The sequence below is a fragment of the Chitinimonas sp. genome, from assembly GCF_041904975.1.
Lineage (GTDB): Bacteria > Pseudomonadota > Gammaproteobacteria > Burkholderiales > Chitinimonadaceae > Chitinimonas.
Genome location: NZ_JAYRLZ010000088.1, coordinates 1 through 15,332, shown reverse-complemented (window position 1 = coordinate 15,332; position 15,332 = coordinate 1). Strand labels below are relative to the sequence as shown.

At 56.7% G+C, this 15,332-nt stretch carries 22 protein-coding genes; 10 read left to right on the top strand and 12 right to left on the bottom strand.

What is annotated here, in order from left to right; genetic code table 11:
- The 6 genes from ACE3OH_RS10395 to ACE3OH_RS10370 all read right to left on the bottom strand — a co-directional run.
- The coding region (locus tag ACE3OH_RS10395; RefSeq protein WP_374351688.1) for a terminase large subunit domain-containing protein at positions 1 to 1,235 on the bottom strand (1,235 nt) is incomplete at its 3' end.
- Positions 1,232 to 1,777, bottom strand: a complete 546-nt coding sequence (locus ACE3OH_RS10390; RefSeq protein ID WP_374351685.1) for a DUF3486 family protein — start codon at positions 1,775 to 1,777, stop codon at positions 1,232 to 1,234. The genes ACE3OH_RS10395 and ACE3OH_RS10390, both read right to left, overlap by 4 nt.
- Position 1,778: 1 nt before the next feature.
- Positions 1,779 to 2,090, bottom strand: coding sequence for a hypothetical protein (locus ACE3OH_RS10385; RefSeq protein ID WP_374351682.1), 312 nt, complete (start codon positions 2,088 to 2,090; stop codon positions 1,779 to 1,781).
- Complete coding sequence (locus tag ACE3OH_RS10380; RefSeq protein ID WP_374351679.1) at positions 2,087 to 2,425, bottom strand: hypothetical protein; 339 nt, start codon at positions 2,423 to 2,425, stop codon at positions 2,087 to 2,089. The genes ACE3OH_RS10385 and ACE3OH_RS10380 overlap by 4 nt, the downstream gene beginning before the upstream one ends.
- Before the next feature lie 24 nt (positions 2,426 to 2,449).
- Complete coding sequence (locus tag ACE3OH_RS10375) at positions 2,450 to 3,223, bottom strand: hypothetical protein (protein WP_374351676.1); 774 nt, start codon at positions 3,221 to 3,223, stop codon at positions 2,450 to 2,452.
- Between the two features lie 34 nt (positions 3,224 to 3,257).
- Complete coding sequence (locus ACE3OH_RS10370; protein ID WP_374351673.1) at positions 3,258 to 3,968, bottom strand: transglycosylase SLT domain-containing protein; 711 nt, start codon at positions 3,966 to 3,968, stop codon at positions 3,258 to 3,260.
- Between ACE3OH_RS10370 and ACE3OH_RS10365 the strand changes: the two genes are divergently transcribed.
- Positions 3,945 to 4,427 (top strand): hypothetical protein, encoded by a 483-nt coding sequence (locus ACE3OH_RS10365; RefSeq protein ID WP_374351670.1) that lies wholly within the window; start codon positions 3,945 to 3,947, stop codon positions 4,425 to 4,427. The genes ACE3OH_RS10370 and ACE3OH_RS10365 overlap by 24 nt on opposite strands.
- Positions 4,428 to 4,437: 10 nt before the next feature.
- On the opposite strand, the gene ACE3OH_RS10360 is transcribed toward ACE3OH_RS10365, so the two are convergent.
- From ACE3OH_RS10360 to ACE3OH_RS10340, 5 genes are all read right to left on the bottom strand, one after another.
- Positions 4,438 to 4,800, bottom strand: coding sequence for a putative holin (locus ACE3OH_RS10360; RefSeq protein ID WP_374351667.1), 363 nt, complete (start codon positions 4,798 to 4,800; stop codon positions 4,438 to 4,440).
- A gap of 276 nt (positions 4,801 to 5,076) precedes the next feature.
- Complete coding sequence (locus tag ACE3OH_RS10355; protein WP_374351664.1) at positions 5,077 to 6,279, bottom strand: hypothetical protein; 1,203 nt, start codon at positions 6,277 to 6,279, stop codon at positions 5,077 to 5,079.
- Complete coding sequence (locus tag ACE3OH_RS10350) at positions 6,260 to 7,291, bottom strand: nucleoid-associated protein (protein ID WP_374351661.1); 1,032 nt, start codon at positions 7,289 to 7,291, stop codon at positions 6,260 to 6,262. The genes ACE3OH_RS10355 and ACE3OH_RS10350 overlap by 20 nt, the downstream gene beginning before the upstream one ends.
- A 110-nt stretch (positions 7,292 to 7,401) precedes the next feature.
- Complete coding sequence (locus tag ACE3OH_RS10345; RefSeq protein WP_374351658.1) at positions 7,402 to 8,358, bottom strand: hypothetical protein; 957 nt, start codon at positions 8,356 to 8,358, stop codon at positions 7,402 to 7,404.
- Positions 8,336 to 8,749 carry a hypothetical protein gene (locus ACE3OH_RS10340; RefSeq protein ID WP_374351651.1) on the bottom strand — a complete coding sequence of 138 codons (414 nt, stop codon included), beginning with the start codon at positions 8,747 to 8,749 and terminating at the stop codon, positions 8,336 to 8,338. The genes ACE3OH_RS10345 and ACE3OH_RS10340 overlap by 23 nt, the downstream gene beginning before the upstream one ends.
- Between ACE3OH_RS10340 and ACE3OH_RS10335 the strand changes: the two genes are divergently transcribed.
- Complete coding sequence (locus ACE3OH_RS10335) at positions 8,705 to 9,139, top strand: DNA-binding protein (RefSeq protein WP_374351648.1); 435 nt, start codon at positions 8,705 to 8,707, stop codon at positions 9,137 to 9,139. The two genes, ACE3OH_RS10340 and ACE3OH_RS10335, sit on opposite strands and share 45 nt — an antisense overlap.
- Before the next feature lie 76 nt (positions 9,140 to 9,215).
- Here the strand turns inward: ACE3OH_RS10335 and ACE3OH_RS10330 are convergent, their stop codons facing one another.
- On the bottom strand, positions 9,216 to 9,479 hold the full coding sequence (locus ACE3OH_RS10330; RefSeq protein ID WP_374351645.1) for a hypothetical protein: 264 nt from the start codon (positions 9,477 to 9,479) through the stop codon (positions 9,216 to 9,218).
- Between the two features lie 35 nt (positions 9,480 to 9,514).
- Here ACE3OH_RS10330 and ACE3OH_RS10325 point away from each other — a divergent pair, with 35 nt between their 5' ends.
- The 8 genes from ACE3OH_RS10325 (at position 9,515) to ACE3OH_RS10290 (ending at position 15,285) form a co-directional block, all read left to right on the top strand.
- Positions 9,515 to 10,060, top strand: a complete 546-nt coding sequence (locus ACE3OH_RS10325; protein WP_374351642.1) for a hypothetical protein — start codon at positions 9,515 to 9,517, stop codon at positions 10,058 to 10,060.
- Positions 10,057 to 10,275 carry a hypothetical protein gene (locus ACE3OH_RS10320; protein WP_374351639.1) on the top strand — a complete coding sequence of 73 codons (219 nt, stop codon included), beginning with the start codon at positions 10,057 to 10,059 and terminating at the stop codon, positions 10,273 to 10,275. The genes ACE3OH_RS10325 and ACE3OH_RS10320 overlap by 4 nt, the downstream gene beginning before the upstream one ends.
- A complete protein-coding gene (locus tag ACE3OH_RS10315) occupies positions 10,272 to 10,580 on the top strand; it encodes a hypothetical protein (RefSeq protein ID WP_374351636.1) in 309 nt (102 codons plus the stop codon). The genes ACE3OH_RS10320 and ACE3OH_RS10315 overlap by 4 nt, the downstream gene beginning before the upstream one ends.
- Positions 10,581 to 10,589: 9 nt before the next feature.
- Entirely contained in the window at positions 10,590 to 11,516 is a 927-nt protein-coding gene (locus ACE3OH_RS10310; RefSeq protein ID WP_374351633.1) for a hypothetical protein, read from the top strand.
- 65 nt (positions 11,517 to 11,581) lie between these two features.
- The gene (locus tag ACE3OH_RS10305; protein ID WP_374351628.1) at positions 11,582 to 13,327 is read left to right on the top strand and encodes an integrase; all 1,746 of its coding nucleotides are present in this window, start codon (positions 11,582 to 11,584) and stop codon (positions 13,325 to 13,327) included.
- Positions 13,327 to 14,538, top strand: a complete 1,212-nt coding sequence (locus ACE3OH_RS10300; RefSeq protein ID WP_374351625.1) for an AAA family ATPase — start codon at positions 13,327 to 13,329, stop codon at positions 14,536 to 14,538. The genes ACE3OH_RS10305 and ACE3OH_RS10300 overlap by 1 nt, the downstream gene beginning before the upstream one ends.
- A 1-nt stretch (position 14,539) precedes the next feature.
- Positions 14,540 to 14,935 (top strand): hypothetical protein, encoded by a 396-nt coding sequence (locus ACE3OH_RS10295; RefSeq protein ID WP_374351622.1) that lies wholly within the window; start codon positions 14,540 to 14,542, stop codon positions 14,933 to 14,935.
- A complete protein-coding gene (locus tag ACE3OH_RS10290; protein ID WP_374351619.1) occupies positions 14,902 to 15,285 on the top strand; it encodes a hypothetical protein in 384 nt (127 codons plus the stop codon). Before ACE3OH_RS10295 ends, ACE3OH_RS10290 begins: the two co-directional genes overlap by 34 nt.
- Positions 15,286 to 15,332: the final 47 nt, after the last annotated feature.

The window sequence follows — 15,332 nt, the reverse complement described above, 5'->3', positions numbered from 1 at the left end:
TACCAGGTTTCGCTGAGCATCACTTGGTGAATACGTGAGGCGCCATAACGCTGCATGGCGACTTCGGCCAGATACTGCCCGTTGCCTCGGGCATCGAGCGCAGCGCAGGTGAAGCGTGGCAAGCGGTCGAGAATGTAGAACAGCACTTGCTCCTGCTGCTTGAAAGGCATATTGCCCAGCTCGACTAGGAAAGGCGGTTTGCGCACCAAGCCAGAATGCAGCTGCAAGGGCACCAGTACGGTCAAATCACCGCTACGTGCAAAGTCCTCTCCCAGGTAGCTGCGTAAGGTGGTCGGCAAGGCCACCAGCAAAGGCTTGAGGTGGGTCTCGCACCAGTCGCGGATCTCGGCTTCGCGGATATGATCTGGCAACACCTCGAAGCCTGGCTTGCAGGTCAGGCGCCGCACCGGTGTATCCGGCGACATGCGCGACTCCACCAAAGCCAACGACAGCCACTTGCCGCCGCCGTTCGATGGCACGCAATCCAGTTCCTCATCGGCGCCGCTGCCGTAGAAGTCGTAGACACCCTTGATCCATGCGTCCTGGCCGGCCCGTGTCCAATCGACGCCCAAGCGCAGGCAGACGCGCTCGTAAAGTCCATCGCCTACCGCTTCCTTGAAGGTGACACGATGCACACTGCCCTTGCGTTTGCCGGCGCGGATTTCGTTGACCAGCTCGTTAAATGGGTTCTCGGTGCCATCGTGGGTCGAAATCACGCGCACCTTGCCACCCCAGATCAGCATGGCCATGGCAGCCTTGAGCAACTCTGACAGCTTTTCGTGAAAGGCTGCCTCATCGATGACGATGATGCCCTGCCGGCCCCGCAAGTTCGATGGTCTACTCGACAGTGCCACCACACGATGTCCTGAGTCGGGAAAGGTAATGGTGAATGTCTTGATATTCTTGTCTTCGGCTTCTCCTGACCAAATACCTTCTTCGATTTCGGAGGCGGCACGATTGAACACACGAGCCCACATCGCGCAGGCCTGGATGTACTCGATGGTCATGTCCTGGTTGTAGGCGATGTAGTAGACGTTCTGACCGCCTGCGCTCTTCGCCGATGCGGCAGTGAGTACGTCGTCGGCGGCCTCGGCCCAGGTAAGTCCGGTACGGCGCGACTTCTCAATGACTTTGAGCGGGCTATGATCGGCCACCCAGCGCTGCTGGTAGGCCATAAGTGCAGCCGGCAATGGCACCTGCGCCGTGTTGGGAATATCAATTGGAACCGCGCTCACTTTGCGACCCCAAGAATGGCACGACGCATTTCGTCCACGGTGTCTGCGGACAGGCCTCCCTTATGTGCAAGCTTGCTGACTGCTTCGGCGGCTTGTTTGGCGCGGGATTCGACTTCTGTTTGGAAGCGCTTGAGGCTGTAGCTGGCGCGGGTCAGCGTGGCGATATTCTTTGCTGCCGATGACAACAAGCCAATGCGCTCAACCGGGTCGATCTCTTCATCGGTCGCTTCCTGAAAATCGAGGATGCGGTCGAATAGCTCGGTCTGCACCATGGCGATCAGTGCTTCCGAACGGGCATCTTCATCGTCGCCAGCCTGGTCACGGATGAACTTGGCCGCCTCTGTGCTGGCCCTGATTGCAGCTAGACGCCGCTCCAGTTTCTGACCATAACGATGCACGGCGCTTTTGCTGATGTCGTAACCACGCGCCTGCAACGCATCGGATAATGCTTCATAGCCAGTGAAATTGCTGCCGGCCAGTGCGGCATTCAGCCAGGCTTTGTCGTCAGCCGATAAGGTGTCGATGGTGGTGGAGCGGCCCATATCAGCCCCAGTATTTCTCTGGCCGGGCAATGCCGGGCTCGCAATCGATGGTGTACTCGGCAATATCAACACCAATGCGTGTCAAATCTGCGTGCCAGCGGCCTGAAGGCTGGCGGTCAAGAGTAAGTAGCTTGCGGTCGTATAGGTAGTCCAACTCACGGCGAAGCTCTAGAGGCGTTGCATCTGGGAAAACGGCCTGCGCGGTCGAAAGCACCAGTTCCTCATAACAGCCCATAGGCCGGGCGTTATAGAGGGTCAGCAGGATCAGCCAACGTAGCGATTCGCGACGTACTTTGGATTGGTCGATATTCATATCTTGTTTCCCCCTTTGATTTGCACCAATTTGACTTCTGAATACAGGGCATCGAGCTTGGCTTCGATTACGCTCTGGCCTCGGATGTAGTCTTCCCGTCGCACATATGCGATGGGCAAATCGGCCTTGAAGTTCATGAAGTCGCGCTCCAGACGTTTGAGGCCATCGCCCTCTTCGGTGAGCTTGTTGATGACCCCATCAAAGCGCTCGTTAACCCGTCTTTCGTACAAACCAAAGTAGAGCCGACCCATGCCTGCCACGGTGGCGATAAAGAACGCGGCGATGGCACCAACGGCAGTGAGCAATTGCCAGAGCTGGATTTGAACGATGGTCATGCAAGATGGCTCCGGAAAAGGTTTTTAGGGTTGATTGATACGGCCTTGGATCAAGGCATCGCGCTGGGCAGCAGTGGCGCGGCACCAGGCAGCAAGGTCTTCGGTGTGCGCGCGGAGATCGGCGAGGTTGACCCCGCTGTCCTGGAGATCGTCGGCCAATAGCCCGCTGTCAGCGGCGCGGGCTTGGCTGGTGGCGTCACCAGACCGAGCTGAGGTGGCGGTGCGACTGTCGTCGGACAGACCAAAGGCGGCGTTGTAGTCGCGCACCCAGCCGCGAGTAATGACGCAATGAGGGGCAGCAATTGGCGCAACGCTTTGTGTCGGCCGGTAGGTATTGGAGACACGGTCGATCCTTCCTATTCGGGGCTGGCGAGTCTGTTCAAGTGCTGAGAGCGTGGTTTGTAATCGCACGGCAAGCGCCTGCTCTTGCTCAACCTGTGCGACATAGCGATTGGCAGCCCGTTTGACGCTGTCGGCATGCGCCACCGCGTTGTCAGCCTGTAGCTTGGCTAGCTTGATTTCGATGGCATTCGCACCTTGCCGGTAGCCTGTGTAGTAGCCGCCGCCTGCTGCGATCAGTGCAGAAAGCAGCGAAGAAAACGCCAGCCAGCCAACGACTTGACTGCGGTAGGTGATGAGGGGCAGCGCACCTAGCATTTGTGCCCCTTCGCTTTTGAGTGATTGCGGCGTTTTTCCGCTGCCCGCTTGGCGGCACGGATACCAAAGCAACGCGTTGGCCTGACCGACGCGTGCGTCCCAGAGGGTTGTGGTATGGGCAATCGAAAGCCGCCGCCCCATTGGATGCCGAGTACGGCCGCGAGAAGTAGGCGGATCATGCGCAAACTCCCCGGCCGAACCCGGCTGCGATGTATTGCGGTTCGAACTTGCGCAGGATGAGGCGCGGGTACTCGGTGTTTTGTGTGAAGGCACTTTGGTTACGGCCCGCGTTCACTTGGTCGAGCTGGCCGAAGTTGTAGGCTACGTTGATGCCCTGTGCCCTGGCTTTGCGTTCATCCTTGTAGAGCCATCCAAGTCCGCCGTTGTAAGCACGCATGACCTTTGCCATGTGCTCGCAGTCGTTTGCGGCATTGGTACGTGCCCACAGCCAATGGTCATAGACGACTAAGGCGCGGATGTCCCAGCCGGGACTGGTGATGCGGACCGGCGCCAGTTGCGGGTCGATGGTCGCTAACCAACGGGCCGTCGCTGGCATAGCCTGGCCCAGGCCCTTTGCGCCTACAGGGCTAAGAGCTTGCACGCGCCAGCGGCTTTCCTGGTGCAACTGGGCAGCGAAGTCAGCGACTGGAGCGTCGAGTCCCCATACGGCATGGGACTCCCGAACAAGCATGGAGCGGTAGCGGTAGCTGGCTTCGGGAAGGCCTGAACCTCGGGACAGCGTAGGAATACCGATTAAGCAAAGGATTACGGCAAGTACTGGAATACGACGTACGGTCAGAAAGTGTAAAGCGGTGGTAGATTTCTGCTCCCCTATCTTTATTCCCACATCCAAAGGCGCGAAATGGTTGTAGACAGAGCACTGCAAAAAGAACTGCTTGGAAAGCTTGCCGAGGCCTATCCGGAGTCGGTGAGTTCCAGTGATTTGGGTGAAACCACCCGTGGTGGCCCGATTAGCACTAACCTTATTTATCTCGATGAGCACGGCCTTGTTGAAGCCCTCCAAAGTAAGGCGATCGGCGCTGCAGCGAGTGTGCATACGGCAAAGATTACTGCGCGTGGCCTGGACTTTCTGGCCGACGATGGTGGACTTAGCGCCATTCTCACGACGGTCACTGTCAAGCTTCACGCCGATACGCTTGAGGCTTTGTTGGCAAAGGGAATTCGGGAATCTGAATTGCCGAGGGCAGTGAAGGACGAAGTGCTGGCAAAGCTGAAAACACTGCCGGCCGAGGCGATGGGCAAAATTGCCGATCAGTTGCTTGGACTTGGAATCGAGAAGCTGCCAGATGCCGTAAGCGCTATCCGTTCGATGTTGGGTTTCTAATGCGCGCATGTCACATCCCCAGCGCCACGCCGATGATGCAGGCGGCGACGATGACGGCACGACGGATCATGGCGGCGGCAAATACCATCTTATAGTTGTCGAGCACCGGGTAGTCGGCATCGCCGTCGGCGCTTGGCTCCATCGCCGTCCATTCGCCCGCGAATAGATATCCGTCGGGCCGGCCATAGGGGAACAACAGCACGTCCAGGGCGTAGCCGACGCAGCCGGCCAGCATCACCAGGACCAGTTTGTAGAAAGCAATGTGCGAGGGGTTCGGTGCGGCACCCGCGACCGGCGAGAGGTAACTCAGGGCCATCAGCAGGACGGCAGTGATGACAAGCCAGATGAATCGCCAAGCAATATCACGTTGCATTTTGAGCCTCCCAGGAGCGGTTTAAATCGGGGAGGCTCAAGCCGGCACGACCAGCGGGGCGAGTGATATCTACCCTGTACGTCGAGCACGCACAGCAGAAAACCGATCATTCGATCATCGGCAGGCGCCCGTGCATTGGAACAATGGGCGCAGCCCTTAAGGGCATCGACTGTGCGTCCGGCTTGAGCCATGGGCACAGTCTCGGGCCTCGCGCGAGGCGGGGTAATGTGAAGGGGTTCTAGAAAGACAAAGCAACCTGGCGGCGGCGTTCCTTTCTCAGAACAGAGAAATTAGTTTTTGGGGGATTTGGGCCAACATCGCGTAAGCAGGATCTGTCATCGCGAAATATATGACGTGCGCAAGGATTACTCCAACAACCACGATCGAATCGACCGCACAAAACGCTATCCGTTGTGCGCGAAGCCGCTTGTTCAATGCTGGGAAAGTTGAGGTCACGCTGTCCTTGATCGCCGAATAGTCAGCCTCAATTTTCTGGAGCTTTCGCCTAATTTCTTCTTCAATGGCATCGAGCGTATGCCGCTGATTACGCAGCACTAGCCAAGTGAGGATCGCGAAAACCCATACCCCAACCAGAATGGCAGAATTCACCCAGAGCACTGCATCCACTTTTTGAGTTTGCTTGAGCTGCGTTGCCACGATGATCGTGGCGACTGGGATACCCAAGATCTGGTTTTGAATATCAGAGAATGTTTTGTGAATCTTGGCCAACTCTTCCAGCTTGGCCTCTTCCATCTGGTTGAGAATTTTTTCGTATGAGAAGTCCGCGACGAAAAGTCGATAGCCTTCATCAAACTGCTTGAGTAATTCAGGAAGATGCTGCAGCAAACATACAAACCGGGCAACTGGAACAGCCGCTGTGCAAATTGCCTGAACTGCCTTGGCAAGAATAGCCAGTTTTTGATCCCGATGTGTGTCCTGGCCTAAGCGACCAAGCAGTGACTCAAGGGAAGTGACATCAAGCGCAAGGAGGTCTTTTGCCTCATAGAGAATAGGCATTGAGAACCTACCCTCATCTACGAACACCAGTGCCTGCGCCTCCTTGTCAAGATAAGCGGCACTCTCGCCCAACAGATCGATCAGAGCGAGCACCTGGGCGTAACGCGACACGAGGTCCGGCGGATCGGTATCACCAACCGCCCACCCTGCATCAAGCAGGTAATAGCGCGGTGTTTTGATGCGTCCGGAGCGAAACTTAAGCACGTCATCGAAGGTGTCCGCCAGCAGGCCAATCCCAGTTCGTGGATCATCGGCGCGTAAGCGTAAGGTGCCGCCCACAATGACTTGAGTGATCTCGCCGGTCGGCAGCGAGAGACCAAACTCGCGGCAATCATCGAGCAAGTTTAACAACAGACTGCGCTGGGCCTCGTCGGCAATGGTCAGGTCGCCGTCACGCGATCCTTGTTGAAAATTGATGGCGCGGTATAGCGAGACCAGTTGATCAAACTTCTCCTGGCTCATCGTCGATTTCTTCGATTAGTTCTTGGCGTAGGTGGTTAGGGAGGTTGGACAGCACGATGGTATCGGTGTTCGGGTCATATCGCAGATCGCCGGCGCGTATGGCCTTGCGGTCGAACACAAGCTTCCAGTAGTCGGATTTCCCCTCGAACTTTATCAGGCCTTTGATCGCTCGGCGATCCGGCACGAAGCCGTCCGACAAACCAAGTGCCTCTTCGGCCAATTTTGCGCGGAGCAACTCTGGCTCGTCTGGCCACAAACGATTGGCCAGTGCCTCCAGACTGACTGGAGTGCCGTTCTTGCCCAGCTCATCCAGTAAGTTATATGCGTCCTCAAGCAGCCGGTCACGCTGAATGGGTTCAACTTGCTGCGCATGCGCGAATTCCTCCAACCCTTTTACTAGCTTCTTGGTCTCATCCAAGGCAACCAGCACGTCATTGCAGCCCAGGAAGAGTTTGAAGTAACCGGCGACTTCACCTCGCCCCTTCAGGAAGCTGATGTAGCGGTCGGCGCCGGCCTGCCAAGCGGTTAGATCGACCCGTCCAGCCACACGCAACTGGCTCATGTCCAAATGTACGCTATCAACGACTTCCAGCCCCTCGGTAATCGCGGCTCCAATGACATCGGTAACAATGGCAGTGAGAAGGAAGTTGGTCGCGCCATTGCCAATTTTGGCAATCATCACATAGCCGCCGGTTGCGAGTAGCTCATTGCTTGCGCGCAACTGCAAATGGCCCATCAGCCGCCGCGACAGCTCGAAGAAGTCGAACTCATCAATAATGTGCTGGCGAATGTACTTCGGCGCGGGAAACTCATCTTCGTTTTCCTCGAATCGGCCATAGCCTTTTCCCGTACGTTCCGCATAGAGTTTGTGCAGGTGGTCTACCAAACGTTGCACGGTTGGATTTACTGCTAACGGCACATCGCGCAGTTCAATGGTAGCGATTCGTTGATGCGCTTCTTTTACCAGCTTGTGGACAATGAAGTCGGTGATTACGTTACCTTGTTGCGACATTTTCCTCATCCTTTGAGTAGTATCAATTCTTCTTGGTGAATTCTATGTGCTAGCTGTTCCAATAAAGGATGAGATGCCAGAGTTTAAAATCCGTACGCATATCTTTCCAATTAAGGTTGGCTGAGCTTATCGCCCATGGTTTTGCTGTCGGCGGCATCTGTAGACCATTCCACCGTTCCCGCTTCGATGTCTTTTGGATGTTTAGACTTGGGCTTGCGCTGTGGCTTGGTTGGCGGTATGACTTTCCTGTCCCAGGCTGGGCCGGATGCACCGGTTTGGCAGGTCAGTTCAGCATCTGGCAGCTTGATTACCGAACCAAGGCTGAACGGTTTAGCGTCATGAAAGCAAACCGGAGCCCCGGGCTTCGCCTGGTTGTCGGCTCTGGCATACCGGGTAGCCAGGAAAGCGGAGGCGAGGCAAAGCACAAGCGTTATAAGTAGCCCGCTTAACCTACGGCTCGGTGTATGTGTTGGCGAGGCTCGTGTGGTCGCCCGATTGATCTGTTCTATTTGCCGTCGTAGGTCGGCATTTTCGCGATTGGCCGATTCGAGTTTGGTGGTAACACCTCGGTTATCTGCTGAAAGCTGACTAACGCGTGTTGTCAGCTTGGTAATGGATGCAGCTGACTGATCAAGCTGGTCACTCAGCCGTTTGTTCTCAGCGCGCAGTGTACTTTCCGATTTACTGTCGGTGCTCTCTGATACCGGTTTCGCGCTTTTTACATCACGAATGTAGCCCTCCAACATTTTCTTGGCTTCCATGTAGTGATCGGAAGTCATGTCCTTGATGCTGCTTACATTGAAGTCGCGATGCACATTCTTCCAGATGTAGGCGGCAGGCATACCGGTGAGCGCGCTCAAATCCTTGACTAGCTGGTTCAGATGCTTCCGCTGCGCGTCAGACAGCGGCTCAGTTGGCTTGTTGCCTACATTCACATGCACAGTATGGCCGGCTGCAGCGATGCCACCTGTTGCTGCTATTGCACTGATGGTCTGCGGATTGGTATCGAGATTGACCACATCTCGACCAGCCGCCTGCCCGCCGTCAGCGTTTACTTCCTTCTTCATCCTTACTTCTCCCCTTAAATTCAAAGCGCTCGCCTTTATTGACGATGTCGCCCCCGGCTGCCTGACCACCATCAGCCCGGACGTTGACTTGTTTTTTTACAGGTTGTGGTTCGCCATTGCCAAGCAATACGCGTAGCGCGGCATCACGGATAGGCTGGTCGCTGCTGCGATATCGCGCCAGCAACAATTCTTCATCAGGTGCCAAATGCGGTGTTGACGACGCATTTGACTGAGTCGCTGAGCGCACGCCGGTGCAGACATACAGGACATCTACGCCAAATCGTGCCCACGCGGCCAATGCATCGGCACCAGGGAACGATCCCCCTTGCTCCCAGCGGATCTGCGTTTGCTTCTTCGCCTCTGCAAGCGCCGCGAATGCGGTCTGGTTCATACCGATTCGCTCGCGCTCAAGCCGCAGGCGTTCACCTATTTCAAACGGTTGCAAAAAAAATACCTTTCGCGCTTGACGGTACCATTTTTAGTACCTATCATCACCACATCAAACACAAACATTCATTCACATACGACGCACGGCAATGCGGCGCATGCAAATCCCGTAACCCTCGGAGCTACAGCGATGAAGCCCAAGACACCAGAGCAGGTGAAACAATCTTTCCGCCAGTCCGGCATGACATTTACCGACTGGGCCCGTAACAACGGCTACCCCAAGAACGCGGTGTATCGCGTGCTAAATGGGTTTGACAAGGCCAACTACGGCCGCGCCCATGAGATTGCCGTGAAACTGGGCCTCAAGCCTAACCCTGAACAACTGGCTGCGTGAAGAGGGCTGAGGATGACTAGCAAGAATATATACGGCTTCAATCCGGACGCGCTGCGACGCGGCAATGGCCGACAGCTCATGCCGACAATGGTCGCTGTTCAACTCCTGCTTGTTCCGCAGTCATATTCCGCCAGCCCAGCAGCATCTGTTGCGCTGTCGGCCCGAGATGTGTCGCCTCATTTGGCAGGTCGTCAATGCATCGATCCAGATACTGCGTTACCTGCGCTGACGTCTGATGCGGCAGCGCTTGAACAATGGCCGTCATGGCCGCGTTGAGTATGTAAAGCGAATCGAAGACAGCGTCCATGTCCCGATCCAGTGCCTTTATGGCTTCGCTCATTTTCATCCTCCTGTTGTGTTGTGAATGGATGAATTGTGGCGGTCATGTCATGGCGGACACCAGTTCCGGCAGGGCTATTTGTTTCGCCGTGGGTTGAAAGGGGTATTCCAATGAACAAGCGAATATGGAAAGCACTACCGGTCAATAGTGTGGTGGATGGGATTCGGGCCGCCGTGATGCACGCCCGCGTGATGCACAACCTGTCGGTCGAGCAAGTAGCCGAGCGGTCGGCAATGAGCCACCACGATCTTTACAAGTACATGGGGAATGGCCGCATGCCCGCCATGTTGATCCCAGCTTTCGAGCATGCCAGCGGCTGCCACCTGTTAACTGATCACTTGAGCCTGCAAGCCGGTCGCATCGTCATCCCTATTCCGGCTGGGCGCACCGCCTCTGCGCAGGACGTGAACAAGCTGCAGGCGCTGCTGACCGAGGCGGTTGGACAAATCCTGGCATTTTCCGATGGCCGCACCAAGGCCGATGACGCACTTGCGGCGATACACGCAGGTATGGCTGGCCTAGCCTGGCATCGGGTGAATATCGCCAAACATGCACAGCCCGAATTGGAGTTCACCGAATGAAGACCGTCGAGCAGTTGATGCAAGAGGCTTTTGACAGGCCGCGTGATCCGCGCAGTGTCGCTTACAAGGCTGGTGTGCGCCGAGCCTTGGCCTTCCGCCTAGATGGAAGACTGGTCTGCGACCCTTATCCGCCTGGTTCAGCCGAAAGCGATGCCTTCCATGCTGGCACCCAGGAAGGTCACGCCATCTTTCGCCGTGAACAGGAGTGGGCATGAGCGCCGAGAACAATCAGCCGCTGCGCCGCGCTATTCGCTACCTGTGGGTGCTACAGGGTCACAGCTTTGGAGGACTTCGCCTGAAACAGATTGGCGATGCGCTGAGCGTGACGATGAGTATGGCGCATCGTGATCTCGCGGTGCTGGCCGAGGAAGGCGTGGTTGAGCGGGTACCCGGTAAGGAGGAGTTCTGGCGACTAACCCCCAAGCCGATCCAACTAGCACGCGCCCATGAAGAAGAGATGACGCGCCTTCGCCAGCAGATTGACCAGTTTGATCAACGTTACACCCGCAACCCGCGATAGGAGGAAGACATGGCAAAAGCCAAATTGATGCCGGCAGAACAAGTGGGGCCAACCTTTGTGGAGGCAACTCCGGTGGCAATGGCAGAGCAAGAAGTGCGTATGCGCGAGGCTATCGACCAGCAGGAAGTAACTGTGCGTGCGGTGGCGGCGAAGCTCGGCTACCAGTTGCCGGCCGATTGCACCGACCCCGACCTGATTCAGCGGGATATCGCGATCAATATGCGGCGCAGTGTAGAGGCCTGCCTTGAGGTTGGGCGCGGACTGCGGGTGCTGAAGGAGGCGTGTCAGCATGGCCAATTTTCAGCTCGCTTGGATGTACTGGGTATTGAGCCGCGTGTCGCACAGCGATTCATGGCGACCGCATCGAAATTTGGAAATACGGTGTCGCCGCCGCTTTTGAAAGCAATCGGCAACCAGACCAAGCTGTTCGAAATGCTGGTTCTCGATGACGAGCAGATTGAAGAGCTGGAACTGACCGGCCAGACAGGTGAATTGACGCTGGACGATGTGGCCAGTATGAGCGTGAAGGAGTTGCGCGCGGCATTACGCAAGGCCCGCGAGGATATTGGCCTGAAACAACGTGTAATCGACGCCAAAGAAGAAAAGCTCAATGCGCTTGACCGCCGCCTGCGTGTTTCGCGGCCATGGAATGAGCAGGTCGCCGCAATCAATGCGGAAGCAGCCGACTATGTGCTCGGCACCACCGAGTGCATTGCCAAGTTGGCCGAAATCCAGGGCACCTTGCCCAATTTGCAACTGAGCGACCCCAGCGCCCCAGAGGACACGGCCAAGGCGACCATTGCGCTAACCCTGCATGACGCACTGAATCGTATTGCCTCGCAAGTTGGCGCTTTGCAACACGCCTTGTATGCAGAATTCAGCCATGTCATCGAGTCGCCACGCTTTGATATGGCGGACCCGATGGAAGTGGCATAGGGGGGAACACTATGCATGCCGAGCAACGTAATCGCTTGGAGCACCTCAGACAGGTGGCTTGCCGAATGGACGCCGCAGCGTGGGGACAAGGCACCGCGATCGCCAAGGCAGAGGCTGAGCAGCTGGGCATATCGGTACCGACGCTGTATCGGGCACTGGAACGCGAAGTGGGCTGGAAGTCTGGCCGCAAGCCCCGTGCTGACAAGGGCACCACCAGCCAGAACCTACAGGTAGTCGAGCACGTGGCGGCCATGAAAAAGACTGCCGTCCGTAAAAATGGCAAGGCCATCCTGCCCACTACGGTGGCTACCTCGGTGGCTCTGATGAACGGACTGAACGTCGCGGTCGGCAATGCGCAGATCAATCGCTTGATGCGTGATCGCAAACTCGATGTCGCCAAACAGAAGCTTGCCAACCCTCATGTGCATATGCGCGCCTTGCACGTGAACCATGTGCATGAGGTCGATCCGTCGCTGTGTGTTGTCTACTACCTCAAGGGTAAGCAGTACATGATCCGCGAGGATCAATTCTACAAGAACAAGCTGGAAGGCCTTGCCAAGGTCAAGTTCAAGGTATGGCGCTATACCTGGTACGAAGCTGCCAGCGCCGCCGTGTTGCCTTGGTATGTAGAGGCTGCCGGCGAGAGCCAGCAGAACCTATATCGCTTTCTGATGCATGCCTGGGGCAAGCGGGACGGCGACCCGATGCACGGTGTGCCGCGCATCCTGGTGTGGGACAAGGGCAGTGCCAATAGTGCCCATGCGATCAAGAACCTGTGTGCCGCACTGGGCGTCGAGACGATTGAACATGCGCCCGGCAATGCCCGCGTCAAGGGTGGCGTTGAGCAGGCCAACAACCTGATCGAGACCCAGTTTGAAAGCCGGCTGAAGTTTGAGCCAGTTGAAACGGTCGAGCAGCTCAATGCAGCCGCCCAGGCCTGGGCGATTGCCTACAACGCCAATCTGATCCCGCATCAGGATACACGGCTGCGCCGCCCCGGCAGGAGCGCGGTATCGCGTCTCGACCTTTGGTTGACCATTACCGCCGAGCAGTTGCGCACGCTACCCAGCTCCGAGGTATGCGCGGACCTGATGCGTGGTGCCTCGGTCGAGCGCAAGGTAGCAGGCGATCTGTCGATCAGTTATCGCCATCCGCAGGCCGAGCGTAGCCAGGCGTATCGGTTGGATGGCTGTGCCGGTGTGAATGTTGGCGATACGGTGTGGGTGTCACCGTTGATCTACGAAGGGGACATGGCGGTGGCCGTTTCATTTGCGCGCTACGACGGCCAGCACATCGAGTACCGCGTCCAGCCCGAACGCGACTTTGACCCGTATGGCAAACCGCTATCGGCGGCAGTGTGGGGTGAATCGTTCGCTGTTGTGTCCACGACGGACGTGGAACGTAGCGGCCAGCAGCTGGATCGCCTCGCATATGGCAACAAACTTGCCAAAGACATCGCCAAGGACAAGGACAAAAACATTGCGCCATTTGCCCATGCGGGTGGAATGAATGCGCACAGTCACCTGAAGCAAGTGGAGTTACCTGCTTACCTGCCAAAACGCGGCAGCGAGATCACGACATCAGCTCCCGTGCTGGAATCGGTTCGCCTTGATATCGATGCTGGCTTGGTACGTCTGCGTAAAGTCATGCGCCACGATTTTGATGCTGCCATGCGGCCCTGGCTGGAAGCGCGATTTGCCAGTGGCATACCGGAGGACCAGATCGACCAGATTGTCCGCGACTGGCAATCCAGGCATTCGGTGCCAGTTGCGGCCGAGCGCATGGCGCTTCGCGTGGTGGGAGGGGTCTGATGCTCAACCTAAAGCAATTGATCATTGACCTGGGCGCGCAGCAAACCGAGTTAGCGGAATTGCTTGGTGTGAGCGCGGCAGCGGTTTCGCAACTGCTTAATCACGGTATTTGGCCCAAGACCATCGACAGGGGGGCCTGGATCGGCCTGGTAGAAGACTGGCTAGTCGAACGCGGGGCCAGCAATGCAGAGATTAAAACCGCGTTCAAACGCCCTGTGGGTGTCCCCCGTCAGGGTAATGAGAAGACCGAGCAGCGCGTCAACGCAGCCCGGTCTGGTGATACCTCTCAACCTAGCGAGAAAGAGAGCAACGATATGGTACTGCGTAAGCAAGGTTTGTCCCAAGCGGCGAAAAAGCACTGGGGCATTGTTCAGAATCCCTTCGAGATGGATATTGGTTCAGTCGAACAGGTGTATTTCAACCCGGACATTCGCTACGCCCGCGAAGCGATGCTGCAAACCGCTCGAAACGGTGGGTTCTTGGCTGTAGTGGCTGAGAGTGGCGCCGGAAAATCCACGTTGCGCCGTGAATTAGAAGAGCGGCTGATTGCCGAGAGCGACAAGACCATTCTGATCGAGCCATATGTACTTGGTATGGAAGATAACGACCAAAAGGGTAAGTCGCTGCGAGCCAGCCATATTGCCGAGGCCATCATGACCAGCGTTGCGCCATTGGCCAAGCGGATGAACAGCCCCGAGGCCCGCTTCAAGCAGTTGCACGACGCTTTGAAAGAGTCGTCGGTTGCCGGTCACAAGCACTGCCTGGTGATTGAGGAAGCGCATAGCTTGTCGATTCCGACGCTTAAGCATCTGAAGCGCTTTTTTGAGCTGGAGCTGGGCTTTCGCAAGCTGCTGAGCATCATTCTGATCGGCCAACCAGAGCTGAAAGCCAAGCTCAGCGAACGAGATCCGCAAGTGCGAGAGGTCGTGCAGCGCTGCGAGCTGGTAGAGCTGATGCCCCTGACTGGTAACCAGCTGGCGGAATACATCGGTTTCAAGCTGGCGGTTGTGGGGAAGAAGCCTGAGGAGCTGCTTGATCAGGATGCGATGGAAGGCATACGTGCCCAGTTGCTCATTCCCAGTCGAAATGGGCAGGACGCTGGCACGCGCGCTTATCCGCTTGCGGTGAATAACTTGATGACGACTTTGCTGAATGAGGCGGCGCAAGTGGGTGCCAGCAAGATCAATGCAGCGCTAATTCGGGAGGTATGACATGGGGATCGAGGCGCGTAACAAGAAACGCACCGGCCAGATTCGTAAGGCGCCGTCGTGGTGGGATGAGGCGATCAAGCGCCAGAGAATTTCTGCCACCAAGGCAGAACAGGCACGGCGTCAAGCCAAGCACCACCAGCTTGTAGAAGGCTTGATTTCTCTGCAGATGGCGATGGACTGGCTACAGCGCCATGGTCTGGTGGTGCTTACCTATGAAAATGGCGCGTTTGGGCGACCATGCATCCACATTCTGCATGGCGCCGCCTGCTCCGATCTCAAGCAGCTGCCGCGCAGCTATGACCGGATGACGACAACGACGGTCCAGGGTGTGCCCTTACGCTGGTGGCGGGCTGAGCTGTTGGGTTGCTTTATCGACTGGTCGGAGCGTTTGCACTGATGAAAACCAAATGTCCGGCTTGCGGCGCGGTGTTCAGTTTGGATGTGCTGATCAACCATGAAGGTGCGCGGGAGGCCGTTCTGACTGCCCTGCAGTTCCCAGCTCCTATCGGCAAGTTATTGATTCAATACCTTGGCTTGTTCCGCCCAGCAGCCCGTGATCTGTCCTTCGAACGGGTAAATACGATTCTGTCCGAGCTGTTGCCCGCAGTGCGCGATAACCGATTCGAACGTAATGGCCGGGCATGGATTGTCCCGAAGGAATGCTGGAGCGAGGCGATTCAGCAAATGTTGGCGTTACGTGATGCGGGCAAGTTGCAGCTGCCCTTGAAGAGCCATGGCTATCTGTAGGAAATCTACGAGAGCATTGAGAACAAAGCAGAGGCCAAGTCAGAGAC